This window comes from Halomonas sp. JB37 (genome assembly GCF_002332255.1).
Taxonomy (GTDB): Bacteria; Pseudomonadota; Gammaproteobacteria; order Pseudomonadales; family Halomonadaceae; genus Vreelandella; species Vreelandella casei.
Map to the genome: position 1 here is coordinate 1,669,030 of NZ_NRGW01000001.1, position 19,030 is coordinate 1,688,059.

Annotated in this window: 17 protein-coding genes and 3 tRNA genes; 8 read left to right on the top strand and 12 right to left on the bottom strand. The window is 52.6% G+C overall.

The window, feature by feature from the left end; all coding sequences use genetic code 11:
- Positions 1 to 79 precede the first annotated feature (79 nt).
- The gene (locus CIK78_RS07700) at positions 80 to 1,063 is read right to left on the bottom strand and encodes a TAXI family TRAP transporter solute-binding subunit (RefSeq protein WP_096278785.1); all 984 of its coding nucleotides are present in this window, start codon (positions 1,061 to 1,063) and stop codon (positions 80 to 82) included.
- 288 nt (positions 1,064 to 1,351) lie between these two features.
- Positions 1,352 to 2,266, bottom strand: coding sequence for a LysR family transcriptional regulator (locus CIK78_RS07705; protein WP_096278787.1), 915 nt, complete (start codon positions 2,264 to 2,266; stop codon positions 1,352 to 1,354).
- Between the two features lie 184 nt (positions 2,267 to 2,450).
- Here CIK78_RS07705 and CIK78_RS07710 point away from each other — a divergent pair, with 184 nt between their 5' ends.
- Entirely contained in the window at positions 2,451 to 3,065 is a 615-nt protein-coding gene (locus CIK78_RS07710) for a flavin reductase family protein (RefSeq protein ID WP_096278789.1), read from the top strand.
- 174 nt (positions 3,066 to 3,239) lie between these two features.
- On the opposite strand, the gene CIK78_RS07715 is transcribed toward CIK78_RS07710, so the two are convergent.
- On the bottom strand, positions 3,240 to 4,007 hold the full coding sequence (locus CIK78_RS07715) for a DUF1499 domain-containing protein (RefSeq protein ID WP_255249095.1): 768 nt from the start codon (positions 4,005 to 4,007) through the stop codon (positions 3,240 to 3,242).
- A gap of 64 nt (positions 4,008 to 4,071) precedes the next feature.
- On the opposite strand from CIK78_RS07715, the gene CIK78_RS07720 reads away from it, so the two are divergent.
- Positions 4,072 to 4,419: a hypothetical protein gene (locus CIK78_RS07720; RefSeq protein WP_096278791.1), complete on the top strand. Its 348-nt coding sequence runs from the start codon at positions 4,072 to 4,074 to the stop codon at positions 4,417 to 4,419.
- On the opposite strand, the gene CIK78_RS07725 is transcribed toward CIK78_RS07720, so the two are convergent.
- A complete protein-coding gene (locus CIK78_RS07725; RefSeq protein ID WP_096282316.1) occupies positions 4,410 to 4,640 on the bottom strand; it encodes a DUF3820 family protein in 231 nt (76 codons plus the stop codon). The genes CIK78_RS07720 and CIK78_RS07725 overlap by 10 nt on opposite strands.
- Before the next feature lie 150 nt (positions 4,641 to 4,790).
- Here CIK78_RS07725 and mqo point away from each other — a divergent pair, with 150 nt between their 5' ends.
- Complete coding sequence (mqo, locus tag CIK78_RS07730) at positions 4,791 to 6,512, top strand: malate dehydrogenase (quinone) (RefSeq protein ID WP_096278793.1); 1,722 nt, start codon at positions 4,791 to 4,793, stop codon at positions 6,510 to 6,512.
- A 120-nt stretch (positions 6,513 to 6,632) separates the two neighbouring features.
- Here mqo and CIK78_RS07735 read toward each other — a convergent pair whose 3' ends face one another.
- Complete coding sequence (locus CIK78_RS07735; RefSeq protein ID WP_096278795.1) at positions 6,633 to 7,520, bottom strand: LysR family transcriptional regulator; 888 nt, start codon at positions 7,518 to 7,520, stop codon at positions 6,633 to 6,635.
- Positions 7,521 to 7,652: 132 nt separating this feature from the next.
- Between CIK78_RS07735 and CIK78_RS07740 the strand changes: the two genes are divergently transcribed.
- The gene (locus CIK78_RS07740) at positions 7,653 to 8,078 is read left to right on the top strand and encodes a VOC family protein (RefSeq protein ID WP_096278797.1); all 426 of its coding nucleotides are present in this window, start codon (positions 7,653 to 7,655) and stop codon (positions 8,076 to 8,078) included.
- 33 nt (positions 8,079 to 8,111) lie between these two features.
- On the opposite strand, the gene CIK78_RS07745 is transcribed toward CIK78_RS07740, so the two are convergent.
- Positions 8,112 to 9,005 (bottom strand): AraC family transcriptional regulator, encoded by an 894-nt coding sequence (locus CIK78_RS07745; RefSeq protein ID WP_096278799.1) that lies wholly within the window; start codon positions 9,003 to 9,005, stop codon positions 8,112 to 8,114.
- 219 nt (positions 9,006 to 9,224) lie between these two features.
- Between CIK78_RS07745 and CIK78_RS07750 the strand changes: the two genes are divergently transcribed.
- A complete protein-coding gene (locus tag CIK78_RS07750) occupies positions 9,225 to 10,298 on the top strand; it encodes an NAD(P)-dependent alcohol dehydrogenase (RefSeq protein WP_096278801.1) in 1,074 nt (357 codons plus the stop codon).
- Between the two features lie 105 nt (positions 10,299 to 10,403).
- Here CIK78_RS07750 and lnt read toward each other — a convergent pair whose 3' ends face one another.
- From lnt to miaB, 5 genes are all read right to left on the bottom strand, one after another.
- On the bottom strand, positions 10,404 to 11,885 hold the full coding sequence (lnt, locus tag CIK78_RS07755) for an apolipoprotein N-acyltransferase (protein WP_096278803.1): 1,482 nt from the start codon (positions 11,883 to 11,885) through the stop codon (positions 10,404 to 10,406).
- Between the two features lie 63 nt (positions 11,886 to 11,948).
- Positions 11,949 to 12,848: a transporter associated domain-containing protein gene (locus tag CIK78_RS07760; protein ID WP_096278805.1), complete on the bottom strand. Its 900-nt coding sequence runs from the start codon at positions 12,846 to 12,848 to the stop codon at positions 11,949 to 11,951.
- Positions 12,849 to 12,991: 143 nt separating this feature from the next.
- Positions 12,992 to 13,507: an rRNA maturation RNase YbeY gene (gene ybeY, locus CIK78_RS07765; protein WP_096278807.1), complete on the bottom strand. Its 516-nt coding sequence runs from the start codon at positions 13,505 to 13,507 to the stop codon at positions 12,992 to 12,994.
- The gene (locus tag CIK78_RS07770; protein WP_096278809.1) at positions 13,504 to 14,583 is read right to left on the bottom strand and encodes a PhoH family protein; all 1,080 of its coding nucleotides are present in this window, start codon (positions 14,581 to 14,583) and stop codon (positions 13,504 to 13,506) included. The genes ybeY and CIK78_RS07770 overlap by 4 nt, the downstream gene beginning before the upstream one ends.
- A 98-nt stretch (positions 14,584 to 14,681) precedes the next feature.
- Positions 14,682 to 16,025 (bottom strand): tRNA (N6-isopentenyl adenosine(37)-C2)-methylthiotransferase MiaB, encoded by a 1,344-nt coding sequence (miaB, locus tag CIK78_RS07775; RefSeq protein ID WP_096278811.1) that lies wholly within the window; start codon positions 16,023 to 16,025, stop codon positions 14,682 to 14,684.
- 198 nt (positions 16,026 to 16,223) lie between these two features.
- Here miaB and CIK78_RS07780 point away from each other — a divergent pair.
- The 3 genes from CIK78_RS07780 to CIK78_RS07790 all read left to right on the top strand — a co-directional run bounded on the left by CIK78_RS07780 (position 16,224) and on the right by CIK78_RS07790 (position 16,591).
- Positions 16,224 to 16,299: transfer RNA gene (locus CIK78_RS07780), tRNA-Asn, on the top strand.
- 82 nt (positions 16,300 to 16,381) lie between these two features.
- Positions 16,382 to 16,457, top strand: a tRNA-Asn gene (locus CIK78_RS07785).
- A gap of 58 nt (positions 16,458 to 16,515) precedes the next feature.
- Positions 16,516 to 16,591: transfer RNA gene (locus tag CIK78_RS07790), tRNA-Asn, on the top strand.
- A 247-nt stretch (positions 16,592 to 16,838) separates the two neighbouring features.
- Here the strand turns inward: CIK78_RS07790 and CIK78_RS07795 are convergent.
- Complete coding sequence (locus tag CIK78_RS07795; RefSeq protein WP_096278813.1) at positions 16,839 to 18,959, bottom strand: carboxy terminal-processing peptidase; 2,121 nt, start codon at positions 18,957 to 18,959, stop codon at positions 16,839 to 16,841.
- Positions 18,960 to 19,030: the final 71 nt, after the last annotated feature.

A 19,030-nucleotide genomic window follows, 5' to 3' on the forward strand; every position in this document is an offset into this window, starting at 1 on the left:
CAACCACTGCAGGCGTGTATAAATATGAGGATGTTTAAACATCCGCAGGCTATTAATCGCCTGCGGGTGCCAGCAGAAATTAGCGTGCTTCGGGAGGAATAACGTCTTCTGGGATTTCAAGGCCCAGCTCTTGGTAATAGCGCAGCGCACCCGCATGGACCGGGAAGGTGGCATTATCAATGACGTCTTGCGGGGTCATTCCCTTGGCAGGAGCAAAAGAAGCCGCTACCTGTTCGTGGTTGTCCCAATAAGCTTTGGTGATGTTATAAACAATATCATCATCAAGAGAGCTATTGGCCGATACGCCCATATAGATTCCCAAGGATGTTGCCTCATCCATGCCGCGGTAGGTGTCTGCAGGGATAATTGATGGCGATAAGAAAGGAAGCTCGGTTGTGACAGTTTCAAGCTGCTCTTCTGACAGCGAAAGCAGCTGTAAGGGGCGCGAGGAGTGAACTTCTGTAAAAGCCGGTATGGGGGGAATGCCGTTATAACTAAAACCGACCAAGCGACCATCAATGACCCCTTCGGCTGCATCATCAATACGCATGCGCTGAAAGTCAGGCTCTACGCCTAAAATATCAAACACTAGCTCAGTGATGTACTCGCCGCCGCCGCCAATACTGCTGGGATTGAAGCGCTTGCCCGCGAGCTCTTCGAAACTCTTGATGTCGGCGTCTTGACGAACGGCCCAGTGCATTGTGGAGGGAGCAATCCAGTATACAAGGCGTACGTTTTCGTTGGGTGTGCTTTCGAACCGACCAATACCGTTGTACTGCTCGTAGCCTACCAAGGCTTCGGTGAAGGCAAGATCAAGCTCATTGCGCCCTAAGCGAATAGCATTTTCTCGCGTGCCGCCGGTTTCGCGCACGGTAATTTCATAAGGCGTGTTAGCACTGATAACCCGTGCGCCCTCTGAAATACCAAAGAACCAGCCAGTGCCAGTAGGAACCGCGCCCATATTTAAGGCATCTTGTGCTTGAGCAAGAGGGCTAGAAAGCGTGCCTAAGGCCAATATAGATGCAGGAAGGAGTAAGCGTGCTTTCAGCGTGAAAGGAATCATTGTTATTACCTCAAGCATTGAGATGCTTTTATTGTCTTGGAGTGTTCGATTCGGTGATGGCGCGTTAGCGTTCTGAGCTTCAGTCGCTTAGCTTAAGCGCTAAGTGCCACTTTTTAATTGTGCTTGCGAGACAGCCGGCCTTTATTATACATAACCATCCCAAGACTATAATTACCTTTTATCAGTGCGCTTGGATATTGGTGATTGATGAGCCTGCTTTCGTAAAGCGAGAAGGCTGGCGCTGTATGAGTGCTAAATGCCTGGCAGCATCGCATTGTTCTGTCTCTTTTATGCTTGATTTGATGGTTGTGAAAATTTAGCAGATTCAACAAGATGGTCGATAAATAGCCTGGCGGCCATGGATGTTCGTTCTATATTGTTGACATAGATACACAGTGGGCGTTTTGCCCAGTCATCTCGAATAGGCAGTACACGCACCTGTAGCCCGCCAACATATTGGCGAATAGCACCTCGGGGAACTACGCCAATACCTAACCCTGCCTGAACCATCAAACATAGCGCGTCGTAACTGGTAACCTGAATACGTAACCGTAATGGCCTATTAGCTAAACTGGCCGCTTTCAACAGCTGCAAATTGATGGCGCTTGATGAGTGCAGACCTACATAGGCATGCTCAAGGCTATCGCGAAAATCGATGACGTCGCGATCGGCAAGTGGGTGATTTAACGGCGTGACAAGCACTAGCTCATCCGTATGGTAAGGCAACTCTGCTAAGTCATAGCCATGAGGCAGCTTTGCGCATATGCCAATATCGGCGCCATTTGCCATAATTTCACGGGTAATAACCGGGCTAACTTTCTCTTCGAGCTGCACACCGATATCGGGATGCTTTTCAAAAAATGCCTGCGTCTCGCCAGGTAAGTACTGAGTGATGGCGGACATATTGGCAAAAATGCGAATAATACCCCGTTCACCGCTAGTGTAATCGCGCATCTGAAGCTCTAAGTCTTCAAGGTTATGCAGCACGCCTCGCGATAAATGCAGTAGTGCATTTCCCGCGGGCGTTAACTCTACGCCACGGTTGTTGCGGTGTAGTAGCGGCGTGCTGAAATGTGTCTCTAGTTCGCTTAGGCGTTTGCTTACCGCAGATGTCGCAATGAACTCTGCATCAGCAGCACCCGTAATAGTGCCCGTCTCTGCTACCCGGACAAACAGTCGCAAGGACATTGGGTCGAGTTTCATTTTGAGCTCCTACTTTTTGATATGGCTGCCAATGACCGTGAGCGATGCCGGGATTACTGTATGCAACGAGGCTCGATTTTTGACCAGCGTAGGCCTATATTGGCTTTCGGCTTATTAAATTACACACAAGATGATGAGAACTGCTGGGCAGCAGCTATTTTAGCGACTGAAGAGTGAGCCACAAATGAGCGACTACTTGCTAGATGAATCCCCATTAAGTCCAGGTGTTATATACCGCTTGCTGTCTGGCACTGTTTGCCCACGCCCTATTGCCTGGGTCGCGACTCAAGATAAACACGGCAATGCCAATTTGGCACCGTTTTCCTTTTTTAACGTAGCCAGCGTCAATCCACCTGTGCTGGCATTTTCACCTTTGTTAGACGGTAGTGGCGAACTTAAAGACACGGTTCGCAATTTAAACGACGTCGCGGAATGTGTCGTGCACGTGGGCAGTGAGGCGCTAGTCGAAGCACTCAACGTCACCAGTGCAAGCGTGCCACCAGACGAGGATGAGTTTGCGCTGGCCGGATTAGAAAAAGCTAGTATGCCCGGTGTGAGCGTGCCCCGGATTGCCAACGCCCCGGTTGCTTTTGGCTGCAAGCTGTTCGATATGATTCGATTTGGCGACCAGCCCTTAGCAGGCACCTTAGTGCTTGCCCAGGTGGTCTCGATTCATATTGATGATGCACTGTGGGACGGCCGTCATGTTGATATGGAGCAACTCAAGCCCGTGGGCCGATTAGCCGGCAGCGATTATCTTCGTATCAGCGATCGCTTTGCTATTGAGCGTCCTGCTTAGAAAAGACTTTCTATTGCTATTGGTTAAGTAACGGTAGCTGAAGAAGTTGCCCTGTAATAATGGATTGCCGTCGATATTCCTACACGGCATCAGGTACCCATCGCCACCTTAGACGCTGAACAAATTATAGCGTGTGAAGGTGGCCACCGGCTCAGCCCCAGTACAGTAAAAGCGTCAGTTAAGACGAGCTTTTAATTCATCCAAAAAGGCTTGGATTCGCGCAGCGTTGGTACCTACATCGCTGGCACCTATACGCGATGCCGAGCGCATATCTACCTGCACAGCGTTCTCGCGTTCCGTTAAGCGAATGACAACGTCATCCTCAAAACCAAACCAAGGTGTCGTTGCCGTGGCCTCTATGTGATCGTCGCTAATCCTGGCGATTCGCCAGCCAGCTTCTTCTGCCTCTGCTTGTGCCGCAGCCAGCACTGCCTGAGGCGTTGCTTTCAAAAGGAGAGGCTTGATCGCCGGATAAGCTGCTTGCTGTTGCCGAGCGGTTGCTTCGCCGGGATAAGCGAGTGCATTAGGCGCTGCTTGGCGAGCGCTTGCTAGTGCTTCAAAAGCAGGCGGATTTTGCATATCGGTGGTGATATCGTGAATGGCGGGTAGAGACTGGGCACGCTGCCAGTGCTGCCAAGGCACATAAAGTAGCGCTGCCGCACTAAAAATAACGAGTGTTGCTATCACGGCTGGCGTGGAGCGGCGTTTGATCGCGCTAACGAGAAGTGCCACAAGGCTTAATGCAACCGCCGCCCCAGCGGCATAAACGCCGTTGCGTAGTAAGATAAACGCCTCACTTAACGAGATATGTTCACCGCGGTATGCTGGGCCTGATCCGGCCATCATCATGGCTGCTACGACGAGCAGTACAATGCTTAACCCTGCTAGCACACCTGGCCAGCGGCTACGGTTGGGGTGAGAGGTTTTTTGGCGTGTTGTCACGTTTTCTCCTTATCACATCGTCTTCAGCTATTGTTAACGCAACTGCGCCATCAATGAGATTTTTATGACCGCTATAAAAACAGCGCTGCGCGAATTGCTCGTGAGCGCACCGCGTGAGGCACTGCCTATGACCTATCAGCAGGTCGCTTCAGCACTATCGCTAACACCGCCTCGCACCATTGGCCAGGTTACTCAGTCACTTGAGCAGCTAATGCGTGAAGACGCTACGCAAGATAAGCCGTTCATGGCCGCATTAGTGGTTAGCCGGCGAGGCGAGGGGTTGCCTGCAGCAGGCTTTTTTGAGCTAGCTGTTGCACTCGGGCGCTTTCCTGCTGATCGTGCGCTGCATGAGGTGGCGTATCACGCTGAGTTTCAGCGAGCGGCCAGCGAACGCAGCCAGCATCAATCTTGACGCTGCCTGGGTCTCTGGCGCAGTGGCTCTAACAGCTCACTAAGGCCATTATGGTCAATTTCCTGCATCAACTGTAGCAGTTGGCCGATCTCACCTGAAGGAAATCCCTCCCGAGCAAACCAGTTTAGGTAAGGGCCAGGTAGGTCGGCAATGAGCCATCCCGCGTGCTTTCCAAAAGGCATGGTGCGTGTCACTAGCTTTTCCAGGTCTTCTGGTTTCATACGCTGAATTCCATCCGTTTTCATTTAAGTGATGCCATATGTTTCTGATGTGGCATATTTTTGTTAGACTTTCGTCGACAAATGATACCTATCTCGATAAAGGGCGACTATCTTTTCGGCACGTTCTTTATGTACCGCCAGGGGCATGACATGCAAAAACGTTTTAACCTTTTACTCTGCTCGCCGCTTTTAGCGCTAGCGGCTATGCCCATTTCAGCCGATGAGCCTGTTGACGTCGTGTTGATTGGTGGCGGTATTATGAGCGCCACGCTCGGCACCTATCTACAAGAGTTAGAGCCTGAGTGGGATATCCAGCTTTTTGAGCGCCTTGATCAAGTGGGTCAAGAAAGCTCAAATGCTTGGAATAACGCCGGCAGCGGCCACTCCGCCTTTATGGAACTGAATTATACGCCGGGCGATGGCGATCACGTCGAAATTGAGCGTGCGATCAACGTAACCGAGCAGTTCGAGCTTTCTCGTCAATTCTGGGCGCATCAGGTAGACCAGGATGTTTTGAGTGATCCGACCGCTTTCATCAACACCGTTCCGCATCATGCACTTGTTTGGGGTGAAGATGATGTGGCGTTCCTACGCGAGCGTCATGCCAGCATGGTGCAAAATCCGCTTTATGCTGATATGGAATACTCTGAAGATCGTGACGAGATCGCTGGGTGGATGCCCCTCGTGATGGCAGGCCGTGATGACAACACTCCCGTTGCGGCAACGCGAATGCAGATGGGTACAGAAGTTAATTACGGCGCCCAAACAGAGCAGATGATTGAATCGCTGAGCGACAACGAGCATTTCACTTTGTCGTTGAACAGTGAAGTCCGTGGGCTTGAGCGCAATGACGACGATTCATGGCATGTAACAGTTAAAAACTTAGAAAGTGGCGATGAAACCAGCGTTGATGCTCGATTTGTCTTCATTGGTGCCGGTGGCGCCGCGCTGCCGCTTCTCCAAGCATCGGGTATCCCTGAAGCGAGTGCTTATGCAGGCTTCCCGGTAGGTGGTCAATTCCTTTACACCACGAATCCTGACGTTGTCGCTCAACATCAAATTAAAGTGTACGGAAAGGCCGGTGAGGGCTCGCCGCCCATGTCAGTGCCGCATTTAGACTACCGTAATCTTAACGGTGAACCGGCGTTGTTCTTTGGCCCGTTTGCGACGTTCTCAAGCAAGTTCCTCAAAGAGGGCTCCTGGACGGACCTGTTTGGCTCAATGACGTTCAACAATACTTGGCCAATGATGGAAGTCGGCCTGGATAACTTTAACTTGGTGCGCTACTTGGTTGGCCAGGTGCTGATGTCTGATGGCGACCGTATGGAAGCCTTGCAGGCCTTTTATCCAGAAGCCAACCCAGATGATTGGGAGCTGTGGACAGCGGGGCAGCGTGTCCAAATTATCAAGGATGATCCCGAAGACGGTGGCACCCTGCAGTTTGGTACAGAGGTTGTCATCTCTGCTGACGGCACCATGTCAGCCTTAATGGGAGCTTCGCCAGGCGCCTCGACGGCACCTTCTATTATGCTGAATTTGCTGGATACGGCCTTCCCAGCACAGATGGAAAGTAGCGAATGGCAAGATGCTCTGCGCCAGATTGTGCCTTCATACGGCCAGCATCTCGCAGAAAATCCTGACTTGTTGAGTGAGGTGCGTGCTTATACTGCGAGTACCCTAGAGCTGGACGAGCCAGCAAACTTGGCCGCTGCCAATGGCAGCGATGAAGCGTTGGAAGAAGAAGCAAACACCGACGCTGAGCCTCAACCCAACGGCGCCGGAGACGAGATTCAAGGTGACGTTGAAGAGGACGATGCTGAGATGAACGACGCACAGGACGCCGAGCAGCAAGACGTTACGACAGACGCGTAATGCGTGTGCTCTAACGCGTTTAACGTATAGATGCGCCAGCCCTTTTGGGCTGGCGTTTTTTTTAGGTTTTTTTAGCTTAGCCAATCACTGTTAAAGCGCTGTTTACGTCAGGCTTCAGCGCTAGAGAGAGGGCTGCTCGATGATGTGAGCGGTATCGTTAATTAAGTCGGCGAGCGCAGCCGCGGGCGGACTTAAATGCCCGCTAGCCCGGTGGATGAGCCCAATGTCGCGGTGAAACGTCCGCTCGGCTAAATCAATAGCCCGTACTTCTTTAGGCCAGCGTTTAAGTGCTCCCGACTGCGGGGCCAGCGCCACGCCCACCCCATTGGCCACTAATTGCACAATGGCATCTAACTCATCAACCTCGCATACCTCGCGGACATGGCAGTGGTTATCTCTTAAAAAGCGGTCCACCTGGCGGCCGCCAAAAGATGCGCGGTCATAGCGCACAAATGGGTGAGTAGCCAGCATCTGTTGCCAAGGCTCAATCGGTAGTCGGCGCGGGACTATTAAACGAAAAGGCTCATGGGCAAGCGGCGTCCAGCGTAAATCGCTATGCAGCGAAAATGGCGGGCGAATGATCACCGCCATATCTAGCTCACCGGCATCGACCTGGTTCATTAACGCCATGGAAAGACCGGGGACTACCCGAGTGCAGCATTCAGGAAATCGGCGATGAAAGTTCGCCAAAATGTCGGGTAAAAACGTACGCTGAATAGAGGCAATAGCGCCAATGTTCACGCGAGTGTTCAGCTCTTGACCGGAGGGCGAAACCCCTAAGGTGCCATAAAGCGCAAGCAGCGTGTGGGCCTGCTGCAACGTTTCTTGGCCGCGTTGAGTCAGTATCGCCACGCGGCCTTTGCGTTCGAATAAAGCCACGCCAAGGGCGCTTTCCAAGCGTTTCATCTGAGCGCTGATCGCGGCTTGCGTCAGGCCTATTTTATTACCTGCCGCTGCGAAGGTGCCTTCCTGGGCAACGGCAATCAACGTTTTGAGCTCACGAATCATTCATAAATACTTTTTGTGGGTTGGTTAAAAAACAATTGATTTTATTTTTGCATATCACGTCTTAGGATAATGACACCGTGGCCTTGCAAGACGCTAGCCATTTTACCTAACGTAAAAATTTAGGAGATGCTCATGAGCCTTTCACCTTTTCACCTGGCAATTCCCGTGTACGACGTAGCGCTTGCAAGAGCCTTTTATAATGACGTGTTTGGCTTGGAAGAAGGGCGCTCCAGCGAGCAGTGGGTCGACTTTAATTTCTTTGGCCACCAGCTGGTCATTCATGAGCAGCCCAAAACGGCGGGCCAAGAGAGCGCGCATACCAATCCCGTTGATGGCCACAACGTGCCAGTGCCGCACTTTGGTGTGATCTTAACGTGGAGCGAGTGGGAAACGCTGGCTGAGCGTTTAAAAGCACGCGATACACAGTTTGTAATCGAGCCTTACGTGCGCTTTAAGGGTGAAGTAGGCGAACAGGCCACCATGTTCCTACTCGACCCGTGCGGCAATGCGCTTGAGTTCAAAGCATTCAAAGATATGAGCCAGGTGTTCGCGAAGTAAGCTCCGAGCGGTATATCAACACTCTGTTCAGTTTTACGCCCGTAAGGCCTGCTCTTGGCGGCGATGCTGCAAGGGCGGTTCGCCAAAGTAGCGCTTATAATCACGGCTAAACTGAGAAACGCTGCGGTATCCAACGGCCGCAGCGGCTTGATTCACATTATGATTATCCTGCACGAGCAGTTGCTGCGCTTTGATCAAGCGAAGTCTTTTTAAGTACTGAGCGGGTGACGAGCGCGTCATCTGCTTGAAGTGCTGGTGAAACGTCGATGCGCTCATATTGGCCTGTTGGGCCAGCTGCTCCACGCTAAACTCACCGGCAACATTAGCATGCAGCTTCGAGAGCACCTGCACGATGCGTGAGTAATGGCCGTGCCCTAATACCAACGCCCTCAGTGCGGGTCCTTGCTCGCCCTTCAGTGCTTCAAACACTACATCGCGAATGCGGGCTTTGCCCATCGTGCTGCGCTCTACCTGTATTGGTAACGAGCGAGCTAAGCGAAGAACGGCATTTTGCATGCCCTCCGTCATGGCGACAGACGCCATTGGCAGCGGCGCCTGGGAATGATGACCAATATCGCCCATGGCAGTCACCATCTCGCTTAATAGTGCAGGATCAAGTCGAACGGATATGCCCAGCAAGGGAGATTGCGGTGAGCCGTAGGTTTCACATTCAAACGGCAGCGGCAGTGTTTGCACTAAGTAATGACCAGGATCGTAATGGATTTCTCGATCGCCCAGATAGCCCGTTTTACGTCCCTGCGCAATGATGATTAAGCTTGGCTCATAAAGCAGTGGCGTGCGCACTTGATGGCGGCTGAGGCAGAGTAACGACACGCCAGGAAGAGGTGTTGCGGCCATGCCATCGCCCTCAACGAGGGGCTGGATAACATCAGCCAGCGCATTGCCTGCCTTGGCGGTAGAGGGCATGATTACTTCTCTCTCTTTATGGTGGATTTTGTATAATAATAACGATTTCGGCGTTGTTTTTGTTATTTAATTACGCGCATGCGTAGGAATAGGCAAAAATGGCGTAGCTTTGTTTATCGCTATCCTCTCTGATTAGGCCAATAATAATGGCCGACTTTAAAGACCCTGTCTTGAAGGCCCGTTCTTGAAGGACAAGTTTTGACGATGAGGAATCCACCGATGAGCCAAGCGCTACCCCAAGTACTTTCCTATGCGGCGTTTGCTGCCGACAAGCCGCTAGCACCTTTCACTTTTGAACGTCGCCAGCCACGCTCAGACGATGTGTCGATTGAGATTCTTTACTGCGGCGTCTGCCACAGCGACCTGCACTCTGCGCGTAACGATTGGGGCATGAGTCAGTACCCCGTTGTTCCCGGCCACGAAATTGTCGGCCGTGTAACGTCCGTTGGCGACAGCGTCGTGCGCTTCAAAGCCGGCGATCTAGTCGGCGTAGGCTGCATGGTAGATTCATGCCGTACCTGTTCTGCCTGTAAAGATGGCGTAGAGCAGTACTGCCTGGAAGGCTTTACCATGACGTACGGCGGTGAAGATCGCCAAGACGGCACCATGACTCAGGGCGGCTATTCCGACGCTATCGTGGTAAGTGAGCACTTTGTACTGCAAATGCCTGATGGTATTGATCTGGCATCTGCGGCACCGATTCTATGTGCAGGCATCACTACCTATTCTCCGCTCAAGCACCACGGCGTAGGAAAGGGCCATAAAGTCGGCGTGATTGGCATGGGTGGCTTAGGCCATATGGGCGTTAAGCTGGCGAAAGCGCTGGGTGCTGAAGTGACGGTATTTACGCGCTCTGATGCAAAGGTTGAAGAAGCGAAGCGCAACGGTGCGGACCATGTCGTGGTTTCTAGCGATCAGGGGCAGATGGACGCCGTGGCTGAAAGCTTCGACTTCATGCTCGATACCATCCCGGTTCAGCACGATCTAAATCCTTACTTAACATCGCTGAAGTATGACGGCACGCACATTATCGTTGGTTTACTTGAGCCGATTGAGCCTGCTATTGAAGCGTTCAATCTGGTCTTTAAACGTCGCGTTGTGGCGGGTTCTTTGATTGGCGGTATCGCTGAAACTGAAGAGCTGCTAAAACTTTGCGCCGAGCAAGGCATTACCTGTGATATCGAAATGCTCGATATCCATAAGATTAATGAAGGCTTCGAGCGCATGGAAAAAGGCGATGTACGCTATCGTTTTGTGATCGACATGGCGACGCTGAAAAACAGCCCGGCTTAAATCACTTTCCACCTGCTCGCTAAGGGCAGGCGTAAACGACATGCCCCGAGTCCTTGAGAGGACTCGGGGCATTTTTTTAGTCAGCCTTATTCGGTGCGTTTCTTATCAGCGTGCTGCTCGGCGCGCGTTTCGTGCTGCAAATACACCCGCTAAGAGCATCACGCCGGCCAGCAGCCAAGCAGGCCAGCTTCCGGTACGCGTAAACGGCGTTAAGCCTTCCATAGCGTAGAACTCGCCCTTGAGTGTGGCTGTCTGAAACTGCGGAGCGCGTTCAACGATACGGCCAGTGGGATCGATAATCGCCGTAATGCCGTTGCTGGTCGCGCGAAGCACGTAGCGGCCATTTTCTAGCGCGCGTAGCCGTGCCATCTGCAGGTGCTGATTAGGGCCGATAGAGGCGCCAAACCAGGTGTCGTTGGAGACGGTTACGATGACGTCGCTACTTTGCGCGCGACGGGCTACTAGCCCTGGGTAAATGATTTCGTAGCAGATTGCGTTACCAATATAGGTTCCCGCTGCCTGCATGGGCGCTTGCTCCGTCGCTCCTTTGGTAAAGGATGACATGGGCAGGTCAAAAAAGTTAATCGCCCCGCGCAATAAGCTTTCCAGCGGCAAGTACTCACCGAAAGGCACTAAATGCTCTTTCTGATAGCGGCCTTCGACATTGCCAACGCCAATCACACCATTGAAGTAGCGTTCCTGCTCATCGCGTTGCACGACGCCGGTCAGCAGGGCAACGTTGGGCGGTAGGTTCGCTTGCACTCGTTCCAATACAGGTCGAGCCTGAGTTTCCGTCATCGGCAGGGCCGTTTCTGGCCAGATGATTAGGTCAACATCATCGGCAACGTCGCGGGTCAGCTGGCTATAGGTATTAGCCGCTACGCGCTGGCCTTCTGAGGTCCACTTTACAAGCTGGGGTAGATTGCCTTGCAGCAATGCTACCCGCGTTGGCTCGCTGGCTTGCGTGGTCCACAGCGTGGGAAGTGCTAAAGGAATTAACCAAATGGTGGCGAGTGGGGCAAGCGTCCACCACTGACGGCGCAGCAGTAGCTCCGCTGCGAGTGCGCCGCTGAGTGCAACCAACAGAGACAGTAAATAGACCCCGCCAACGGGCGCCCAGGAGGCTAGCGGCGAGTCAACGTAGCCAGAGCCCAGCAGTAGCCAAGGAAAGCCAGTAAACAGATAGGTGCGCAGTATCTCGCCCAGTACCCAGGCCCCAGCAAAGCTAATAAACGCGAGGCGAGCGGATGTAAATCGTCGGTAGAGCCAAAAAGTGCCGGCAAAAAATAGCGCCAGAACGGTAACAAACAGAGCAGTCAGAAATACTGCCAGTGGAACCCCGGTATAACCGTAGTCATGAATTGATACGTATACCCACGACGTACCGCTGGCGAACAGTGCAACGCCATATAGCCAACCTTTAAGGGCCGCTTGAGCAGGCGTTAGCGTGTGCAGCCCAGCGTATAGCAGTGCAATCGCAACAGGCCCTAGCCACCATAGTTCGAAAGGGGAGGCGGTTAGCGTAGTGAAGCCGCCTGCCACCAGCGCGGCAAGCAGCTGTAACAAAAACGCGGGGGGTAAGCCCATAGCGATGACCTATCGTCGGTAAAATTTGAGGGAGTGGATAGAGAGACAATGAAATGGCGTGGATTAGGCCTGCTTGTCTTCTTGATCGTCGTCTTCATCTTCATCACGACGGTGATCACGATACGCCTCAAGCAGGCGTATACGCCGAGTATCGGCGTTGAGAATGACAAACCGCCAGCCACCGAGGATGGTATGTTCGCCGCGCCGGGGCAGATGGCCGAACTGTTGCATGACCAGGCCGCCGACGGTATCAAATTCGTCATCGGAGAATTCAGTACCAAAGCGCTCGTTGAAGTCTTCGATGGGGGTCAGTGCGCGAATGGCGAAATGGTCATTTTCAATCTCGCGAATATCGTCTTCTTCATCGGTATCGTGCTCATCTTCGATATCGCCGACGATCTGCTCAAGAATATCTTCGATCGTAATGATGCCAGCAGTGCCGCCGTATTCGTCTACGACCACCGCCATATGGTTATGCGTATCCCGAAACTCTTTCAGCAAGCTGTTAAGACGCTTTGATTCTGGAATAAACATGGCAGGGCGCAAGATGTCGTCTAACTTGAAAGCGTCGCGCTGGGCCTGCGTCTGCGAAAGCAGCGGCAGTAAGTCTTTAACTAGCAGTATGCCCTTGATGTCATCCAAATTTTCGCCGATCACCGGGTAGCGTGAATGTCCGGTTTCTTGGATTAACGGCAAATAGCCGTCGCTTGCTTGATCTAGGGCTATTGCCGACACCTGCGAGCGCGGGATCAGCACTTCACGTACCTGCTGATCGCTAATATCAAGCGCGCCTTCAATGATCATGATGGCGTCTTGATCAAGCTTTAATTTGCCTGCGGTATGGCGTAAAAACGTCATCAGCTCATCTCGTGAGCTGGGTTCGTCATTGTCTCCGGAAAGGGCGCCAAAGAGTTTCTCGAGCCAGGATTTTTGACTAGGGGTGCTCGATCGGTCTTCGCTCATGCGTCAAATCTCTTGTTTGCGGACAGACAGTTGCAATGTCAGGTGGCTAATTTATCAATGAAGCTGTTGTATCAGCTGAGCAAGGATAGTACCAGATTCATTGCAGGGTGATTGGACACTCCAATAATTAGGGCAGCCGCTTGCTAACGCTCCGAGCGACTATCGTCATCGCCAGCACCGGTATCCGTCGCATAGGGGTCGGGAATATTCAGCTCAGCTAGTAGCTCACGCTCGAACTGCTCCATCTCCTCCGCTTCCTGGTCATCAATATGGTCATAGCCCATCAGGTGCAGGGTGCCATGCACAACCATGTGCGCGTAATGATGCTCCAAAAGTTTGCCTTGCTCGCTGGCTTCCTGCGCTACGACCGCGTGACAAATCACTAGGTCGCCTAGTAGGGGCAGCTCAATGCCTGGTGGGCTTTCAAAGGGAAACGACAGTACGTTAGTGGTTTTGTCTTTACCGCGATAGTCACGGTTAAGCGTCTGGCCTTCGAATTCATCCACAAAGCGAATAGTCAGCTCACGTCGCTGATCATCAGGGTGGTGCGCAAAAACGCAGCCCACCCATTGGGTGAGCTGTATCAGCGAAGGAAGCAGCGGTTCGTCGATAGCCGCCTGGCGATCAATCACTATCTCGCTTAGTGCGCCTTCGCTCATCGTGAGCGGTCCCATGAATCTTCTCGGGCATGTATACGCGCATCGCGTTCTTGCTGGCGTGCTTCTTGGCGAGCGCGCTCTTCGACTTCCTGCTGGGACTCAAACATATCGTAGGCTTCGATAATGCGTTGAACCAGCGGGTGGCGTACAACATCTTTGGCAGCAAAGTGAGTAACGCCGATACCCTGGGTGTCTTTTAACACGTCGAGTACTTGGATCAGACCGGAGCGCTGGCCTTTGGGCAGATCGACCTGGGTAACGTCGCCCGTTATCACCGCCGTGGAGCCAAAGCCAATCCGGGTTAGGAACATTTTCATCTGTTCCGGCGTGGTGTTCTGGCTCTCATCCAAAATAATATAGGAGTTATTGAGCGTGCGGCCGCGCATATAGGCCAGCGGTGCAATCTCAATCACCTGGCGCTCAATCAGCTTTGCGACCTGCTCAAAGCCGATCATTTCGTAGAGGGCATCGTAAAGCGGGCGCAGGTAAGGGTCGATTTTTTGAGCCAGATCGCCCGGTAGAAACCCTAGTTTTTCACCAGCTTCAACCGCTGGGCGTACCAGCAATATGCGTCGGACTTCTTGCTGGTTGAGTGCTTCGACCGCCGCGGCTACCGCTAAATATGTTTTACCCGTACCCGCGGGGCCGACGCCAAAATTAATGTCGTGCTCACGGATACTGCTAACGTAGCGCTGCTGATTAAGCCCGCGAGGTTTGATCATAGTGCGCGGTGTGCGCATGATCACTTCATCGCTACTGCCGGTGCTTTCCTCTTCGTCTTCCAGTGCTTCAAGCCCTGATTCCTGAAGGAAAAGATGCACGGTATCCGCGTCAAGATCATTGGCTGCTGTTTCGCGATAAAGATGTTCCAGCACGTTGGCCGCGGCCTTAATACGGTTGGCAGCGCCGGCCAGCTGAAACACATTGCCCCGGTTGCGCAGCGTCACGTCCAGGCGGCTTTCAATCAACTTCAAATGCTCGTCCTGCTGGCCGCAAAGGCTAGCAAGGCGCTGCGGATCATTGGGTTCAAGGCTTAAGGTGAGAATGCGATTGGCCTGAGGTGTTGGCTGGCTCAAGAGTGGGGAACCCCTCGTTAGTGTGTGTGGTGTTCAGCTTACTGCCCCGACCGGGATCGGGGCAATTACCTGTGTTAACGATTGTGCTAAGCAAACGCTCAATAGCGCTCGGGCGACGCTAGCTCACCGCGTAGCGAGTTGGGGAAGGCTTCAGTGATTTCAACATCAACAAAGTAGCCGATTAGCTCGGTAGGGTTGGCTGCCCGGAAGTTAACCACGCGGTTATTCTCGGTGCGTCCAGAAAGCTGGCCGGGGTCACGCGGCGAAAAACCATTCACCAGTACACGCTGGGTGGTTCCCATCATGCGGCGGCTGATCTGCGCCGTTTGCTGGAGGATCCGTTCTTGCAAGATGGCCAGGCGCTGCTTTTTAACACTCTCGGGTGTTTCATCGGGTAGGCCTGAGGCGGGCGTGCCTGGGCGTGCCGAATAAACAAAGCTAAACGAGTGATCGAAGCCGATTTGATGAATTAGATTCATCGTGGCTTCGAAATCTTCTTCGGTTTCGCCGGGAAAGCCAATAATGAAGTCAGAGGAGAAGCTAATATCCGGGCGGTTGGCGCGGATACGCTCCATCTTATCAATGTATTCCGCCGCCGTATGGCCACGCTTCATCGCCGTGAGAATACGGTCAGAGCCGGACTGAACCGGTAGGTGCAGGTGGCTCACAAGTTCAGGGATATCCGCGAAAGCATCGATGAGGCTTTCAGTGAATTCAACCGGATGTGAGGTCGTGAAGCGCACGCGGTCAATGCCGTCTACCGCCGCCACGCAGGCAATTAACTCGGCTAGGTCGATCTCATCGCCCAGCTGATTTTCACCGCGGTAGGCGTTAACGTTCTGCCCCAGCATATTGATTTCGCGCACGCCTTGATCGGACAGGTGTATGACTTCATCCATGACCGCTTCAAAGGGGCGAGAAACCTCCTCACCACGCGTGTACGGCACGACGCAGAAAGTGCAGTACTTTGAGCAGCCTTCCATAATCGATACAAACGCCGAGGCGCCATCAGAGCTTGGCTTAGGCAGGTGATCGAATTTTTCGATTTCTGGAAAGGTAACGTCGACTGCGGCAATTTGATTATTGCTACGAGCATCCAGCATTGAGGGTACGCGGTGCAGCGTTTGCGGCCCAAATACCATGTCTACATGCGGCGCACGTTTGCGAATCGCTTCGCCTTCCTGGCTTGCCACGCAGCCGCCAACGCCAATCACCAGGTCGGGATTCGCATCTTTGAGCTTTTTCCAGCGTCCCAACTGATGGAAAACCTTTTCCTGCGCTTTTTCGCGAATTGAGCAGGTGTTCAACAGAATAACATCCGCCTCGCGCTCATTGTCCGTGAGTTCGAGCTGGTGAGATTCACCGAGTAGATCCGCCATACGGGAGGAATCATACTCGTTCATTTGGCAGCCGTGCGTTTTGATGAAGAGCTTCTTCGCCATCGGTACCTGTCATCTATGAGTCGTCGGGGGACGAGGATGAATGGAAAGTGATCGTGCGGCCCATGTTTGTCATCACCAGGCCGCAATCTTTAATAGCGGCATTATACGGATACAAGAAAGCAGCGGCTAGCGTTCCTCAATAATCGATACTTGACCATCACATTTCTATGGGTATACTACGCACCGTGTTTGAGCAGTTCCTCGATAGCTCAGTTGGTAGAGCAAATGACTGTTAATCATTGGGTCACAGGTTCGAGTCCTGTTCGAGGAGCCAATATTTTGCGTAAAGTATTTGGCAAAAAAGTACTTGGCAAAATTTTTGAAAACGCTGTGTTAAACACGACAACTTATTATGTTCCTCGATAGCTCAGTTGGTAGAGCAAATGACTGTTAATCATTGGGTCACAGGTTCGAGTCCTGTTCGAGGAGCCAAGTTGTACTGCCTTATTTAACTATCGCTGACGGCTTACCGTTAAAGATAGCGCAAGATTCCTCGATAGCTCAGTTGGTAGAGCAAATGACTGTTAATCATTGGGTCACAGGTTCGAGTCCTGTTCGAGGAGCCATCTAGTACGCCTCGCATCATTTACGTCTTTGTAAGCTAGCAACCTTTCCGCTGTACTGTATTCTTACCCCTCATTAACTGCATCGCTATATCTTAGCCCGCTGCCGAATGGCACCAGGGTGTTTTATGCTGTTTAGCAAACGGGTATGTGACGATTGAGTGCTTTAAATAATGTTTTGATGTCGTCAATTTAGCCATTAAAAAACGCCGGCCCGTTGACGGTGCCGACGTTCGTTAGCCCTGATGAATTAGCGTTTAGCGGCTAATCTGCGGTTGTCTTGGAGCTTGGCGTAGTCAAGTAAGATTTCTGCAGATTCAAGCACATGAGCGCGATCGACGGACGTTTTTTCGTCTTCTTCGCCTTCGCTTTCAGCATCTGAGTCCTCTGTCGCACCTTCTGCGCTTTCTGCGCCGTCTACGCCTTCGCTGCGAGCATCCATCCACTCGTCTAGCTCATCAAGACCCAGTGCACGACGGCGCTGGTTTTCCAGAGAGAGTTGCTCGGCTTCTTGCGCTTCCATTTCGCGCTTACGCTGCTCGCGATTTAAGCTCACGCTGGTGTGCTGCTCGCGTAGTTGGCGGGCCAGCGTTGACTGGCGCTCCAGGTAGCGGAAATTCGGATTGTTCTGCGCCCGGGTGTCGTGCTGGGCAATGAGTTTTTCCAGCACGTTTTCTGGCTCACCATAGCGACGATACTGCACGTTTTGTACGGTATCCCACTCTAGCGCGTTATCTAGGCTGCTTTCGCCAATCCGCTCGGGATCAATCAAACTCGGAAAAATAATGTCCGGTTCAACGCCGCGATTTTGCGTGCTGTCGCCAGAAATGCGATAGAACTTGGCGCGCGTTAGCTTAATTTGCCCGTGGCTTAGATCATTAAGCGTTTGCACCGTCCCTTTACCAAACGTTGATGTACCCAGAATCAGGCCGCGGCCATAGTCCTGTATGGCGCCAGCAAAGATTTCAGACGCTGAAGCAGAGAGACGGTTGACGAGAACGCCTAGCGGGCCGTCGTAGTGAGTGCCGGCTTCAGTATCGCCATACAGCTGAATACGGCCTTGAGCATCACGTACTTGCACCGTTGGGCCGCGATCGATAAACAGGCCGATCAGCGAATTAGCCTCTTGCAGTGCACCGCCGCCGTTGTTGCGAAGATCCAGCACAATGCCTTCTATGCCTTCTTCTTTGAGGCGATCGATTTCTCGCGCTACGTCACGCGTAGTGCTGCGATATTCTTCTTCACCAGCTTGGAATGCGTCAAAATCAACGTAAAAGGTAGGTACGTTGATCACCCCAAGGCGATGGGGCTCACCGTCGCGTTCGACCTCAATCACTTCGCCGTGAGCGGCTTGATCTTCAAGGCTAACGGTGTCGCGAGTAATTTCAACGGTTTGTGAGCGCGTCATATCAACTGCCTGAGCCGGCACTACATCCAGGCGAACGACAGAGCCTTTAGGGCCGCGAATGAGATCAACGACGTTGTCCAGGCGCATACCGACGACGTTGACCATCTCACCGTCTTCTTGGCCAACAGCAATGATGCGATCTGCTGGCTCCAAGATGCCTGCGCGTTCTGCGGGACCGCCGGGCACCAGGCTTGCGACTTTGACGTATTCACCGTCAGATTGAAGCAGCGCGCCGATACCCTCCAGTGAAAGACTCATCTGAATATCGAATGACTCGCTTTGACGAGGAGAAAGATAGCCAGTGTGCGGCTCAATGCTGCCAGTGACTGCCGCCATGAGTACGCCGAAAACGTCTTCGGGTTCAGTCTGGTCTATGCGAGTGAGCTGACCTTCGTAGCGTTGACGCAGGTTGCTTTCAATCTGCTCGTTATCCTGATCGGTTAGTGCAAGCGTGAGGGCATCATTTTTGAGGCGTTTGCGCCACAGGTCGTCCAGCTCGCTTTGACGCGTAGCCCACGGAGCGTCTTCACGATCAATCTCTAGACGCTCATTGCTCTCAAAATTAAAGTCTAGCCCTTCATCAAGCTGTGCAAGCAGTGACTCCAAGCGCGAACGCTGCCGCTCACTGAATGCATCGTATAACGCGAAAGCCTCGTCCAAGTCGCCGTTGAAAATAGCGTCTGCCATGTCGGCTTCTAAGTGACGGTAGGGCTCAATATCACTACGTAACAGGTAAGCTCGCTGATTATCTAGAATGTCTAAATAGCGCTGGAAGACGTCTTCTGACCACGCTTCATCAAAGTTAATATCAGCATAGTGGCCATAGCGGAGTGAGTCCGCGATTTCCACAGCCGCCTGGCGTTGTTCGTCGGTCGGCTCAAGTTGCGCTAATGCTGCTGGGCTGGTAATAACCAGCATGACAGCTAGGGCGACCGAACGCGAAAGCGTTGCAAACAAGCTCATCAGTCAAGCTCTCCCGGATTTGTGTACACTCATTCTTCCCTAGACTCGCGTATGACCCATGAGTTGCGTAG

Coding starts and splice junctions, on each gene's coding strand:
- CIK78_RS07760 (WP_096278805.1), bottom strand. CDS start 12,848: ATGAGCGAAGACCGATCGAGCACCCCTAGTCAAAAATCCTGGCTCGAG.
- ybeY (WP_096278807.1), bottom strand. CDS start 13,507: ATGAGCGAAGGCGCACTAAGCGAGATAGTGATTGATCGCCAGGCGGCT.
- miaB (WP_096278811.1), bottom strand. CDS start 16,025: ATGGCGAAGAAGCTCTTCATCAAAACGCACGGCTGCCAAATGAACGAG.
- CIK78_RS07745 (WP_096278799.1), bottom strand. CDS start 9,005: ATGCCCTCTACCGCCAAGGCAGGCAATGCGCTGGCTGATGTTATCCAG.
- CIK78_RS07735 (WP_096278795.1), bottom strand. CDS start 7,520: ATGATTCGTGAGCTCAAAACGTTGATTGCCGTTGCCCAGGAAGGCACC.
- CIK78_RS07720 (WP_096278791.1), top strand. CDS start 4,072: ATGACCGCTATAAAAACAGCGCTGCGCGAATTGCTCGTGAGCGCACCG.
- CIK78_RS07710 (WP_096278789.1), top strand. CDS start 2,451: ATGAGCGACTACTTGCTAGATGAATCCCCATTAAGTCCAGGTGTTATA.
- CIK78_RS07705 (WP_096278787.1), bottom strand. CDS start 2,266: ATGAAACTCGACCCAATGTCCTTGCGACTGTTTGTCCGGGTAGCAGAG.
- CIK78_RS07700 (WP_096278785.1), bottom strand. CDS start 1,063: ATGATTCCTTTCACGCTGAAAGCACGCTTACTCCTTCCTGCATCTATA.
- CIK78_RS07725 (WP_096282316.1), bottom strand. CDS start 4,640: ATGAAACCAGAAGACCTGGAAAAGCTAGTGACACGCACCATGCCTTTT.
- CIK78_RS07750 (WP_096278801.1), top strand. CDS start 9,225: ATGAGCCAAGCGCTACCCCAAGTACTTTCCTATGCGGCGTTTGCTGCC.
- CIK78_RS07795 (WP_096278813.1), bottom strand. CDS start 18,959: ATGAGCTTGTTTGCAACGCTTTCGCGTTCGGTCGCCCTAGCTGTCATG.
- mqo (WP_096278793.1), top strand. CDS start 4,791: ATGCAAAAACGTTTTAACCTTTTACTCTGCTCGCCGCTTTTAGCGCTA.
- lnt (WP_096278803.1), bottom strand. CDS start 11,885: ATGGGCTTACCCCCCGCGTTTTTGTTACAGCTGCTTGCCGCGCTGGTG.
- CIK78_RS07740 (WP_096278797.1), top strand. CDS start 7,653: ATGAGCCTTTCACCTTTTCACCTGGCAATTCCCGTGTACGACGTAGCG.